Source organism: Pseudomonas sp. MB-090624, assembly GCF_003205245.1.
Taxonomy (GTDB): domain Bacteria; phylum Pseudomonadota; class Gammaproteobacteria; order Pseudomonadales; family Pseudomonadaceae; genus Aquipseudomonas; species Aquipseudomonas juntendi.
The window spans coordinates 41,321-54,208 of the sequence record NZ_QJRK01000038.1 but is presented as its reverse complement, the minus strand read 5'-3'; the positions used below and the strand labels follow the sequence as shown (position 1 = coordinate 54,208).

The window sequence follows — 12,888 nt, the reverse complement described above, 5'->3', positions numbered from 1 at the left end:
CATGCGCCTGATGGCGGTGCTGTTCAGTGCCCTGTTGCTGTGCTGTGCGGCGGCCCAGGCGCAAGTGCGCAACTACGACACGATCATCGCCGCCGGGGAGCTCAAAGTAGCGGTGTACAAGGACTTTGCGCCTTACAGTTTCCAGGACCACGGCCAGCCGCGGGGCGTGGATGTGGACCTGGCGCAGGCACTGGCCGAGGCGATGGGCGTGCGCCTGAAACTGATCTGGGCGCCGCCTGGGGAAAAGCTCGACGACGACCTGCGGGACTACATCTGGCGCGGCAGCCCGCTGCGCCATCAGCAATTGGCAGACCTGATGCTGCGGGTGCCCTACGACCACGACTATGCGCAGAAGCGCAACGAGCTGGGCGAGCTGGAAAACGCCCAGGTGGTGATGTTCGGCCCGTATCAGCAAGAACGTTGGCAGGTGGCCTATGACCGCCGCCGGTTGCCTTCGGTGGCCAGTGTCGCGGTATTCCAGCAGCACCCGATTGGGGTAGAGATCGACAGCGTGCCGTCGTTCTACCTGACCTCGGTGTTCAACGGCATGCTCAGCGCCAAGACCCACCATTACCCCGGCGTGCAGCAAGCCTTCGCCGCCATGCAGGCCGGTGAGGTAGACGCGGTGATGGCCATGCGCGGCGAGGTCGACTGGCAACTGCATGAGGCCGCGAACCCACAGCTGGCGTTGGCGGAAAATGCGTACCCCAACCTGGGCAAGCAGGCCTGGGACATCGGCATGGCCGTGCATGAAAGCAACCGGCAGTTGGCCTATGCGGTCGAGGAGGCGCTAGAGGTGTTGATACGGGAGGGGCGCATGCAGGCGATCTATGCCCAGTACGGCCTGCGTTACCAGGTGCCGGAAATGTACCAGTAGCCTGGGCCCGGCAGCCCGGTAAATGGGAGCGGATCATGAACCTCAAAGCAACCTTGCTGCTGGCCTGCTGGCTACCTTGGGCAAGCCAGGCCCTGGCCAGCGAGCCGCGTGCCAGCCAGGACCCGGTGCCCTCGGTGATGTGGGACTTCTACCACAAGCAACTGCTCGACCAGGAAGCGTTCGTCTTCGATGAGCGGGTCAAGCTGCTGGCTCCCCCTTTTGCCGAGGACGCACGCCAGGTGCCGTTGGAAATCGATGCCCGCGCGTTCACTGGCGAGGTGGTGCGCATCATTGCCTGGGCCGAACTCAACCCGCTGCCGCGCATTGTCGACTTCCAGCCCGGCGAACGGGTACTGCCGTGGTTATCGCTGCGTATCCGTATCGAGCAGGCCACACCACTTCGCGCGGCGGTGCTCACGCGCGACGGCCTGTGGCACGTGGGCTCGACCCTGATCGATGCTGCCGGCGGTGGTTGTACCGCACCCAGCGTGGTGCGCACCCAGCCCGGCTGGGAAGAGCACCTCGGCGAGGTGCTGGGGGGCCGCTACCCGCGTGGCGACAGCAGCCGCCTGCGCCTGCAGGTGGCGCACCCGATGGACAACGGCCTGGTCAGTGGCATTCCCGAGTTCTACCTCAACCACGCCGAGTTGCAAGGCGCCGATGGCCAGCGCCTGGCCAGCCTGACGCTGTACCCGGCGGTCAGCGAGAACCCGAACCTGAGTTTCGATATCCAGGGCCCCGGGCCGACCCGGCTGTTGTTGCAGGACAACAGCGGTAACCAGTTCGAGGCGGCAGTGCCTTGAGCGCGGTCGCCATCCACCCCTGAACCGAGGCGCCTGCCATGCGTTGGATCCTGCTGTTGCTGTTGTGCCTGGGCCTTCCGGCCCAGGCCAACCTGGATTACCGGCTCGCCCCCCGGCAGATTGCCGAGGGTACCTGGCTGCTGGAGGGCAGTACCGACAATTTCGCCAAGGCCAATGGCGGCAACGTGGTCAACACGGCCTTCATCGTGACCGACGAGGGGGTGGTGGTGATCGACAGCGGGCCGTCCAGACGCTATGGCGAGGCCTTGCGCCAGGCGATTGCCACGGTGACCGACAAGCCGGTGCTGGAAGTGCTGCTGACCCATCATCACCCGGACCATGTGCTGGGCAACCAGGCGTTCACCGACGTGCCCATCGGTGCCCTGGCCGGCACCGCTGCGTTGTTGCGCGAGCAAGGCGATGCCATGGCGGAAAACATGTACCGCCTGGTTGGTGACTGGATGCGAGGCACCGAGGTGGTGCTGCCGACCCGAGTCGTGGAACCGGGTGTGCGCGAGGTGGGCGGGCACCGCCTGCGCCTGCTCGGGCTGCGCGGGCATACCGGAGCGGACCTGGCGATCCTCGATGAAACGACCGGGGTGCTGTTTGCCGGCGACCTGCTGTTTTATCAGCGTGCCCTGACCACCCCCAACAGCCCGGGCCTCGATGTGTGGCTGCACGACCTCGACACCTTGCAGGCGCTGCCCTGGAAGCAGCTGGTAGCCGGCCACGGGCCGCTGGCCAGTGATGCGCTACCCTTTGTGCAGATGCGCGACTACCTCACCTGGCTGGACAACCTGCTGCGCGACGGCGCCGCCCGTGGCGACGACATGGCCGAAATGATTCGCAGCCCGATACCCGAGCGCTTTGCTGGCCTGAGCCTGACGCGTTACGAACTTATTCGCAGTGTCAGCCACCTATACCCGCGGTACGAACGCCGGCAACTTCGGCGGGTAGATAGTACGCCCTGAGCCAGACACTACGGCGTGGGAGCGGCCATGCGTCGCGAAAGGGCGGCGCAGCAGCGCCGGCAATTTCCGCTGACACCAACCCAGGGGCCGCTTTGCGCCCCTTTCGTTTAAAAGGCAGCTGCTACCAAGGAACTAGAAATCTCCACACTGCGAGCAATTGTTGGCAAACACCTCGGGACCAAGAATTCCCGGCATACCGGGAAAATTTCCCGGGCACAACAAAAAAACCAAAGGTAGCCGACATGACCCGATCCCCACGTCGTCCCGCGTTCGCCGTGAGCCTGGTGCTCAGCGCCATGTTGCTGGCCGGCGCTGCCCACGCCGCCGTCAGCAATGAAGATATCCTCCAGGACCCGAAGAACTCCCAGCAGATCGTGACCAATGGCCTGGGCGTGCAGGGCCAGCGTTACAGCCCGCTGGACATGCTCAACACCAACAACGTGAAGGAACTGCGCCCGGTCTGGGCGTTTTCCTTTGGCGGTGAGAAGCAGCGCGGCCAACAGGCGCAGCCGCTGATCAAGGATGGGGTGATGTACCTGACCGGCTCCTACTCGCGGGTATTCGCCGTGGACGCGCGAACCGGCAAGAAACTGTGGCAGTACGATGCGCGCCTGCCCGATGACATCCGCCCATGCTGCGACGTGATCAACCGGGGCGTGGCGTTGTACGGCAACTTGGTGTTCTTCGGCACCCTCGACGCCAAGCTGGTGGCGCTGAACAAGGACACCGGCAAGGTGGTGTGGAGCAAGAAGGTGGCCGACCACAAGGAAGGCTATTCGATCAGCGCCGCGCCAATGATCGTCAACGGCAAGCTGATTACCGGCGTGGCTGGCGGCGAGTTCGGTGTGGTGGGCAAGATCCAGGCCTACAACCCGGAAAACGGTGAGCTGCTGTGGATGCGCCCCACCGTGGAAGGCCACATGGGGTATGTGTACAAGGACGGCAAGGCCATCGAAAACGGTATTTCCGGTGGCGAAGCCGGCAAGACCTGGCCGGGCGACCTGTGGAAGACCGGTGGTGCAGCGCCGTGGCTAGGCGGCTACTACGACCCGGAAACCAACCTGATCCTGTTCGGCACCGGCAACCCGGCGCCGTGGAACTCCCACCTGCGCCCAGGGGACAACCTGTATTCCTCATCGCGCCTGGCACTGAACCCGGACGATGGCACGATCAAATGGCACTTCCAGAGCACGCCACACGACGGTTGGGACTTTGACGGCGTCAACGAGCTGATCTCGTTCAACTACAAGGACGGCGGCAAAGAGATCAAGGCCGCCGCCACTGCCGACCGCAACGGCTTCTTCTACGTGCTGGACCGCACCAACGGCAAGTTCATCCGCGGCTTCCCCTTCGTCGACAAAATCACCTGGGCCACTGGCCTGGACAAGAACGGCCGGCCGATCTACAACGAGGCCAGCCGCCCGGGTGCACCGGGCAGCGAAGCCAAGGGCAGCTCGGTGTTCGTTGCCCCGGCGTTCCTCGGTGCGAAAAACTGGATGCCGATGGCCTATAACCAGGACACCGGGCTGTTCTACGTGCCCTCCAACGAGTGGGGCATGGACATCTGGAACGAGGGCATTGCCTACAAGAAAGGGGCGGCGTTCCTGGGCGCCGGCTTCACCATCAAGCCGCTCAACGAAGACTACATCGGTGTGCTACGTGCCATCGACCCGGTCAGCGGCAAGGAAGTGTGGCGCCACAAGAACTATGCACCGCTGTGGGGTGGGGTACTGACCACCAAGGGCAACCTGGTGTTCACCGGTACCCCGGAAGGCTTCCTGCAGGCGTTCAACGCCAAGACCGGCGACAAGGTCTGGGAGTTCCAGACCGGCTCTGGCGTGCTCGGTTCGCCGGTGACCTGGGAAATGGACGGCGAGCAGTACGTATCGGTGGTGTCCGGCTGGGGCGGCGCGGTGCCGCTGTGGGGCGGCGAAGTGGCCAAGCGGGTCAAGGACTTCAACCAGGGCGGCATGCTCTGGACCTTCAAGTTGCCCAAGCAGTTGCAGCAGACCGCCAGCGCAAAACCCTGACCCCTACTACCAAATGACGAGAGCCCCGCTGCCAACGATGCATTCGCCTGGCAGGCGGGGCTTTTTACCATCGGCATATCGCCTGTCGTGGGACAGGCATTGACCTGCAGAGGCTCAGCATGATCTACGCACAACCCGGAACCCCAGGCGCCGTCGTTTCCTTCAAGCCGCGCTATGGCAACTTCATCAATGGCGAGTTCGTGGCGCCCTTGGCTGGCCAGTACTTCACCAACAGCTCGCCGGTCAACGGCCAACCGATCGCCGAATTCCCACGTTCTAGCGCACAGGATATCGAGCGCGCCCTGGACGCTGCCCATTCCGCGGCTGACGCGTGGGGCAAGACCTCGGTGCAGGAGCGGGCCCTGGCGCTGCTGAAAATCGCCGACCGGATCGAACAGAACCTCGAAGTGCTGGCGGTTACCGAAACCTGGGACAACGGCAAGGCCGTACGCGAAACCCTGAATGCCGACGTGCCGCTGGCGGCGGATCACTTCCGTTATTTTGCGGGCTGCATTCGTGCCCAGGAAGGTGGCGCGGCGGAAATCAACGAAACCACCGTGGCGTATCACCTGCACGAACCGCTGGGGGTGGTCGGGCAGATCATCCCGTGGAACTTCCCGTTGCTGATGGCTGCCTGGAAACTCGCCCCGGCGTTGGCGGCGGGTAACTGCGTGGTGCTGAAACCGGCCGAGCAGACGCCGCTGTCGATCACCATTTTTGCCGAGCTGATCGCCGACCTGCTGCCGGCCGGGGTGCTGAACATCGTCCAGGGCTATGGCCGTGAGGCTGGGGAGGCGCTGGCCACCAGCAAGCGTATTGCCAAGATCGCCTTCACCGGGTCCACCCCGGTGGGCTCGCACATCATGAAGTGCGCGGCCGAGAACATCATCCCGTCTACCGTCGAACTGGGTGGCAAGTCGCCGAACATCTTCTTCGAAGACATCATGCAGGCGGAGCCGGCGTTCATCGAGAAAGCCGCCGAGGGCCTGGTGTTGGCGTTCTTCAACCAGGGCGAGGTGTGCACCTGCCCGTCGCGTGCGCTGATCCAGGAGTCGATCTACGAACCGTTCATGGCCGAGGTGATGAAGAAGATCGCCAAGATCAGCCGTGGCAACCCGCTGGACACCGAAACCATGGTTGGCGCCCAGGCGTCGGAGCAGCAGTACGACAAGATCCTCTCGTACCTGCAGATTGCCCGGGAGGAGGGTGCCGAATTGCTCACTGGCGGTGCTGCCGAGCGCCTGCAGGGTGACCTGGCCAGCGGCTATTACATCCAGCCGACCCTGCTAAAGGGCCACAACCGGATGCGCGTGTTCCAGGAAGAGATCTTCGGCCCGGTGGTGGGGGTGACCACCTTCAAGGACGAAGCCGAGGCCCTGGCGATCGCCAACGACAGCGAGTTCGGCCTGGGGGCCGGCCTGTGGACCCGCGACATCAACCGCGCCTACCGCATGGGCCGCGGCATCAAGGCCGGCCGGGTGTGGACCAACTGCTACCACCTGTACCCCGCGCATGCGGCATTCGGTGGCTACAAGAAGTCGGGTGTGGGCCGTGAGACGCACAAGATGATGCTCGACCATTACCAGCAGACCAAGAACCTGTTGGTGAGCTACGACATCAACCCGTTGGGCTTCTTCTGACCCCCTGATGAACCTGCGCGGTTGGCACAGCGGCCTGGTGTCGCGGCCAGGCTGCGCAGCCACCCTCATTGCTGTAGCGGTGCAGCGAATGCCAGGCCGCCTGCCCAGGCGCCCTGGCTGGCCTGATGGCAATGTGTGGCAACCCCGTTGCTACCAATGCACCCGGCAAACTCGTTCCAAAGTAGCATTCGCCCTCACCACCGCCCATGCATTAATGCCTCTACCGGAATCGCCCGGCACAAGAAGAGGACATGCCCCATGTGGACCAAACCCGCCTACACCGACCTGCGCATTGGCTTTGAAGTGACGATGTACTTCGCCAACCGCTGATGCCTGCCCGGCCACCGTCAAGGTGGCCGGATCCCCACGCCCGGTGCCTGCCGTGAAACTGATCGACCGCCAGCAGACACTGGCCCTGGCCAAGGGCTTGCGGCTACGCTGGGACCCGTTGCAGGCATGCCATGTGCTGCTGTACCCCGGGGGCGTCATCGAGCTCAACGCCAGTGCCGGCTGGGTGCTGGAGTTGCTGGACGGCCAGCGCAGTACGGCAGCGATCATCGACCAGCTGGCACAGCGTTTTCCGGGGGTTCCCGGCCTTGGCGAGGACGTACTGGCGTTCCTGGAGGTGGCCCGCGCCAAGGCGTGGATCGAATGATGCCTGTGCCGCTTTGGTCTGGTTGCTTTCGCCGCGGGATGCTTTACGCTGGCGGTTATCTTCCAGAACAATAAGAACAGGCTTTACGATGAGCCAGAGTTTCAGCCCCCTTCGCAAGTTCGTTTCGCCTGAAATCATCTTTGGTGCCGGCTGCCGACATAATGTGGCCAACTACGCCAAGACCTTTGGTGCGCGCAAGGTCCTGGTGGTCAGCGACCCTGGGGTGATTGCCGCTGGCTGGGTGGCCGACGTCGAGGCCAGCCTGCAGGCGCAGGGTATCGACTATTGCCTGTACACGGCCGGTTCGCCCAACCCCCGGGTCGAGGAGGTGATGCTCGGCGCCGAGATCTACCGGCAGAACCACTGCGATGTGATCGTCGCGGTCGGTGGTGGCAGCCCGATGGATTGCGGCAAGGCCATTGGTATCGTGGTTGCCCACGGGCGCAGCATTCTCGAGTTCGAGGGCGTGGACATGATTCGCGTGCCCAGCCCGCCGTTGATCCTGATCCCGACCACCGCCGGTACCTCGGCCGATGTGTCGCAGTTCGTGATCATCTCCAACCAGCAGGAGCGCATGAAGTTCTCCATCGTCAGCAAGGCGGTGGTGCCCGACGTGTCGCTGATCGACCCGCAAACCACGTTGAGCATGGACCCGTTCCTGTCGGCCTGTACCGGCATCGACGCGCTGGTGCATGCCATCGAGGCGTTCGTGTCTACCGGTCATGGCCCGCTGACCGACCCCCATGCGCTGGAAGCCATGCGCCTGATCAACGGCAACCTGGTGGAAATGATCGCCAACCCCGGCGACATCGCCCTGCGCGAGAAGATCATGCTCGGCAGCATGCAGGCGGGGCTGGCGTTCTCCAACGCGATCCTGGGCGCGGTGCATGCCATGTCGCACAGCCTCGGCGGTTTCCTCGACCTGCCTCATGGCCTGTGCAATGCGGTGCTGGTCGAGCACGTGGTGGCGTTCAACTACAGTTCGGCGCCCGAGCGCTTCAAGGTCATTGCCGAGGTCTTCGGCATCGACTGCCGCGGCCTCAACCACCGGCAGATCTGCGGCCGCCTGGTGGAACACCTGATTGCCCTGAAGCACGCCATCGGCTTCCATGAAACCTTGGGCCTGCACGGGGTGCGCACGGCCGATATTCCGTTCCTGTCGCAACATGCGATGGATGACCCGTGCATCCTCACCAACCCGCGCGCGTCGAGCCAGCGAGATGTCGAGGTGGTCTATGGCGAGGCCCTCTGACGAGCAGCAGCGCGCGCTGGCAGGGCTGCTAGGCCTGGGCGACCACTCGGCGCGTAAAAGCCACTACCCGGAATTGTCTGCCCGGCTGGATGAACTGGAAGCCGAGCGCAACCGCTACAAATGGCTGTTCGAGAACGCCGTGCACGGCATTTTCCAGGCCAGCCTGCAGGACGGCATGCGTGCTGCCAACCCGGCACTGGCCCGCATGCTCGGCTATGACGACCCACAGCAAGTGCTGTTTTCCCTGACCGACCTGGCGACCCACCTGTTCGATGGCGGTGCGCAAGAGCTACAGGCGATTACCGCTATTCTCGCCCGGGAGCACAGCCTGCATGGCTATGAAACCCGGCTGCGGCGCAAGGATGGCAGCCACCTCGACGTGCTGATGAACCTGCTGCTCAAGCCCGGACACGAAGGCCTGGTTGAAGGCTTCGTGGCCGATATCACCGAGCGCAAGCAGGCCCAGCAGCGCCTGCAACAGCTCAATGACGAACTGGAGCAACGGGTTGCTGCACGTACCGATGAGCTGATCGAGGCGCGCGATGCTGCCGAAGCCGCCAACCGCAGCAAGGACAAGTACCTGGCCGCTGCCAGCCATGACCTGCTGCAACCGCTGAACGCCGCGCGCCTGTTGATCTCCACCTTGCGTGAGCGGCCGCTGCCAGACGCCGAACAGGTGCTGGTGGAGCGTACCCATCAGGCGCTGGAGGGCGCCGAAGACCTGCTGACCGATTTGCTGGATATCTCGCGGCTCGACCAGGCTGCGGTCAGGCCCGATGTGGCGGTTTATCGCCTGGACGAGCTGTTTGCGCCTTTGATTTCAGAATTCCGCTCGGTGGCCGATGCCGCGGGCCTGAAATTTCACGCCAGGGTTGCCGATTATGCCGTCAGCACGGATCTGCGCTTGCTGACGCGCATTCTGCGCAACTTCCTCAGCAACGCCTGCCGCTACACCGACGAGGGCCGCGTTCTGTTGGGGGCAAGGCGCCGCGGCGAACACTTGCGCCTGGAGGTATGGGACAGCGGGCGCGGCATCGCCCAGGACCGTTTGCAAGCCATATTCCTGGAGTTTAACCAGCTGGACGTTGGCCGCGCGGCGGACCGCAAGGGTGTAGGCCTGGGGTTGGCCATCGTCGAGCGGATCGCCAAGATTCTCGGCTACCGGATCGAAGTGCGTTCGTGGCCGGGGCGTGGCTCGGTGTTCAGCATCGAGGTGCCGCTTGGCCAGGCGCTGCAGCCGCCCCTGCAGCCCACGCTGCCCCAGCCCACTGCCGGCAACCCGCTGCCGGGCCGTCGCCTGCTGGTGCTGGACAACGAAGTGAGCATTCTCGAAAGCATGGGCGCGTTGCTGGGGCAGTGGGGCTGCGAAGTGGTCACCGCCACCGATCAGCAGGGTGCCTTGCAGGCGCTTGAAGGGCGCGCCCCGGAGCTGATCCTGGCTGACTTTCATCTGGATCACGGCGTGGTGGGCTGTGAGGTGGTGCGGCAGTTGCGCGAACATTACGCCAGCGCCATACCCGCGGTCATCATCACGGCTGACCGCAGTGACCAGTGCCGGCGCTCGTTGCGCAAGCTTGGCGCACCGTTGCTGAACAAACCGGTGAAACCAGGCAAGTTGCGTGCGGTATTGAGCCAGTTGCTGGGCTGAGGGGCATGAGGCGTATTGGGGGGGCGGCACGGCCCGTTGAGGGGTGGGCTCATCCGCGGAGGCCGGCCGGGCCTGCTGGCCGGGTTTCCTGGCCATTCACCGTTGCAGCCGCCACCGCATTCGCGGGTAAACCCGCTCCTACGCTGGTCGGTGGTAGCTACGTGTCCGTGGACCGACGAGGCCTTTTGTGGGGGGCAACCGCGAACAGGCGGGCCTGCTGGCGAGATTTCCTGGCCATTCGCCGTGACAGCCCCGCCGCATTCCCAACATTGGTCGGTAGTGGCTACATATCCGCGGATCACGAAGCCCGATGTAGGAGCGGGTTCACCCGCGAAGAGGCCGGGCCTGCTGGCCGGGATTTCCTGGCCATTCGCCGTTGCAGCCGCCACCGCATTCGCGGGTAAACCCGCTCCTACACTGGTCGGTGGTGGCTGCGTGTCCGCGAAGAAGGCGGGCCTGGCGGCGGGGTTTCCTGGCCATTCCCCCATCAGCCGTACGGCGGCGCCGGAAGTTCGGCCAGCAAGGTTTTCAGGCCTTCGCCCCACTGCCGGCGAATCTGCTGGTAATAGGCATCGTCGCTGGCGATGCGGATGGGCTGCGGTGCCTCCAGGGCATCGGCTCGGTACACCAGCAAGTCCAGGGGCATGCCTACCGACAGGTTGCTGCGGATGGTGGAGTCGAACGAGATCAGGCCACAGCGCAGCGCCTCATCCAGCGGGGTGCGGTACTCCAGGTTGCGGTCGAGTATGGGCCGCCCGTATTTGCTTTCCCCCAACTGCAGGAAAGGCGTGTCGCGCGTGGCCTGGAAAAAGTTGCCCTGGGCATAGACGTTGTAGATCGCCATCGGCCCGCCCGCAATCTGGCCACCGACGATGAACGAGCTGCTCAGGTCGATACCGGCAGTCAGCTTGCTGCGGTCGCGGCACACCACCTCGCGCAGGGTATCGGCCACCAGCACGGTGGCATCGTAGAGCGTGGCGACATTCAGCAGGTGCGGGCCGCTGCCCTGGCTGCGTTGCTGCAGCAGGTTGACCACTGACTGCGAGGTTGCCAGGTTGCCCGCCGTCTGCAGCACGATCAGGCGCTCACCGGGTACGCTGAAGACGAACAACTTGGCAAAGGTGGAGATCTGGTCGATACCGGCATTGGTGCGTGAGTCGCTGATGAAAACCAGCCCGTCTTGCAGGTGCATGGCGACACAGTAAGTCATGCAAGTTCCCTTGTGTGGCAGAGGTAGTGGCCTTGCTGCAGGCGCGCAGCAAGGCTGGCTTGAGGGCCAGGCGTCACTGGCGATGCACGTGAACACTGGCTTGCATGGACTCGGTGCCACCCCCGCGGCGCACGCCCCTGACCGGGCAGGCGTCGAGGTAGTCCAGGCCCACGGCCAGCTTCAGGTGCCGCTCGGGCCGGGTCAGGCGGTTGGTGATGTCGAAGCTGTACCAGGCATCGTCGACCCAGGCTTCGGCCCATGCATGGCTGGCCAGGTGCTGTTCATCCTCGGTGCACAGGTAGCCGGAAACATAGCGGGCCGGCACCCCCAGGCTACGGGCGCAGGCCAGGAAGGCATGGGTATGGTCCTGGCACACGCCCGCACCGGCATTGAACGCTTCGCTGGCCGTAGTGCCGACGGAGGTCGCCCCTGGGCTGTAGGGCATGCGCTCGGCCAGCCCCTGCATCAGGTCGATCAATGCGGCGCGGTCACGGCGCGTGCCGCATTGCTGGGCGGCGAAGGCCACCAGCGCGTCATCGGCCAGGGTCAGGTGGCTGCCACGCAAGAACGGCAGGGGTGACTGGCAGGCTGCCTCCTGTTCGCAGGCCGGGTCGATTTCGACCTGGCCGCTGGCAGTAAGGGCCAGGTGCCCATGGGGCTTGTCCAGCGTCAGCACATGCAGGATGTTGCCGTACGGGTCGATCTGGCTCTTCACCTTGCAAGGCAGGTCCAGTTGCCATTCGACGATGCGCTGGCGTTCGCTGCTGCGCGGGGTAAGGCGCAGGAACTGAATGCTGTTGGACACATCACTGGCGTAGCTGTAGGTGGTGTCGTGGCGGATGGACAGTTTCATACAACCTCCAGGTAGGAGTGATGGACCGCCTGGCCCAGTTGGTTGACGCGGCCGATGAAATCGCTGAGCCAGGGATGCAGCCCGGCGTCGAGGATTTCGTCGATGGCGGTATAGCGCAGCCGCGCGTTGAGCTCGGCGGCCAGCCGCTGGGCCGCTCGCCCGGTACTGCCAGGCAGGCCGGCCAGGATCTGGTCCAGCTCCTCGATACAGGCATGCAGCGAGCGCGGCACGTCGACGCGCAGCAACAGCAATTCGGAAACCGGCCCGGCACTGGGCGCGGCGCGGTAGATTTCATTGAAGGCTTCGTAGGAGGTCAGGGCGCGCAGCAAGGCACTCCACTGGTAAAAACCCCTGGCCGAGTCGTCGCTGACCTCGTCGGAGGCCTCGCCGAACATTTCATAGCGCGCATCGAGCAGCCGCAGGGTGTTGTCGGCCCGTTCCAGGAAAGTGCCCAGGCGAATGAAGCTGTAGGCATCGTTGCGCATGATGGTACCGGAGGTGGCCCCGCGGAACAGGTGCGAGCGCTCCTTGACCCAGTCACAGAACTGGCTGATGCCGTAGCGGCCCAGCCCGTTGCTGGCAATGTTGCGCATTTCGATCCAGGTGGCGTTGATGTTCTCCCACATGTCCGCCGTTATCCGCCCGCGCACTGCATGGGCGTTGGTTCTGGCCGCCTGCAGGCAGCAGTAGATGCTGCCGGGGTTGGTGGCATCGAGGGCGAAGAAATGCAGCATGCGCTCGGTGTCGAGCTCGGCGTGGCGACGGATGTAGTCGTCGAGCGTGCCCGAGGCCAACAGTGACATGGCCAGTTCGGCATGGCCGTCGCTGCGCCCCGCCTGCGGCATCAGTGACAGCGAGTAGCTGACCTCGAGCATGCGCGCCAGGTTTTCCGCCCGTTCCAGGTAGCGGGACATCCAGTACAGATCAGAAGCAGTTCGCGAAAGCATGG

12 protein-coding genes are annotated in these 12,888 nt (G+C 64.3%); 9 read left to right on the top strand and 3 right to left on the bottom strand.

The features are described 5' to 3' along the window. Position 1 precedes the first annotated feature (1 nt). From DMX12_RS20445 to DMX12_RS20405, 9 genes are all read left to right on the top strand, one after another. Positions 2–877: an ABC transporter substrate-binding protein gene (locus tag DMX12_RS20445; protein WP_110679306.1), complete on the top strand. Its 876-nt coding sequence runs from the start codon at positions 2–4 to the stop codon at positions 875–877. 35 nt (positions 878–912) lie between these two features. Further along, on the top strand, positions 913–1,680 hold the full coding sequence (locus DMX12_RS20440) for a quinoprotein dehydrogenase-associated SoxYZ-like carrier (RefSeq protein ID WP_110679305.1): 768 nt from the start codon (positions 913–915) through the stop codon (positions 1,678–1,680). 38 nt (positions 1,681–1,718) lie between these two features. Continuing rightward, the gene (locus DMX12_RS20435; protein ID WP_110679304.1) at positions 1,719–2,651 is read left to right on the top strand and encodes a quinoprotein relay system zinc metallohydrolase 1; all 933 of its coding nucleotides are present in this window, start codon (positions 1,719–1,721) and stop codon (positions 2,649–2,651) included. A gap of 242 nt (positions 2,652–2,893) precedes the next feature. Continuing rightward, positions 2,894–4,681, top strand: coding sequence for a PQQ-dependent alcohol dehydrogenase PedH (gene pedH / locus DMX12_RS20430; protein WP_110679303.1), 1,788 nt, complete (start codon positions 2,894–2,896; stop codon positions 4,679–4,681). Between the two features lie 119 nt (positions 4,682–4,800). Continuing rightward, positions 4,801–6,321, top strand: coding sequence for an aldehyde dehydrogenase family protein (locus DMX12_RS20425; protein ID WP_110679302.1), 1,521 nt, complete (start codon positions 4,801–4,803; stop codon positions 6,319–6,321). Between the two features lie 258 nt (positions 6,322–6,579). Beyond that, on the top strand, positions 6,580–6,651 hold the full coding sequence (pqqA, locus tag DMX12_RS20420; RefSeq protein WP_003243383.1) for a pyrroloquinoline quinone precursor peptide PqqA: 72 nt from the start codon (positions 6,580–6,582) through the stop codon (positions 6,649–6,651). Positions 6,652–6,703: 52 nt separating this feature from the next. Then, complete coding sequence (pqqD, locus tag DMX12_RS20415) at positions 6,704–6,976, top strand: pyrroloquinoline quinone biosynthesis peptide chaperone PqqD (RefSeq protein WP_029885144.1); 273 nt, start codon at positions 6,704–6,706, stop codon at positions 6,974–6,976. Positions 6,977–7,064: 88 nt separating this feature from the next. Beyond that, positions 7,065–8,228, top strand: coding sequence for an alcohol dehydrogenase-like regulatory protein ErcA (gene ercA / locus DMX12_RS20410; protein WP_110679301.1), 1,164 nt, complete (start codon positions 7,065–7,067; stop codon positions 8,226–8,228). Further along, positions 8,212–9,876, top strand: coding sequence for a NahK/ErcS family hybrid sensor histidine kinase/response regulator (locus tag DMX12_RS20405; RefSeq protein ID WP_110679300.1), 1,665 nt, complete (start codon positions 8,212–8,214; stop codon positions 9,874–9,876). Before ercA ends, DMX12_RS20405 begins: the two co-directional genes overlap by 17 nt. A 487-nt stretch (positions 9,877–10,363) precedes the next feature. On the opposite strand, the gene DMX12_RS20400 is transcribed toward DMX12_RS20405, so the two are convergent. The 3 genes from DMX12_RS20400 to DMX12_RS20390 form a co-directional block, all read right to left on the bottom strand. Then, entirely contained in the window at positions 10,364–11,086 is a 723-nt protein-coding gene (locus tag DMX12_RS20400) for a proteasome-type protease (RefSeq protein WP_029885142.1), read from the bottom strand. A gap of 73 nt (positions 11,087–11,159) precedes the next feature. Continuing rightward, on the bottom strand, positions 11,160–11,939 hold the full coding sequence (locus tag DMX12_RS20395; protein WP_110679299.1) for a transglutaminase family protein: 780 nt from the start codon (positions 11,937–11,939) through the stop codon (positions 11,160–11,162). Next, positions 11,936–12,886, bottom strand: coding sequence for an alpha-E domain-containing protein (locus DMX12_RS20390; RefSeq protein WP_009682316.1), 951 nt, complete (start codon positions 12,884–12,886; stop codon positions 11,936–11,938). Before DMX12_RS20390 ends, DMX12_RS20395 begins: the two co-directional genes overlap by 4 nt. Between the last annotated feature and the right edge of the window lie 2 nt (positions 12,887–12,888).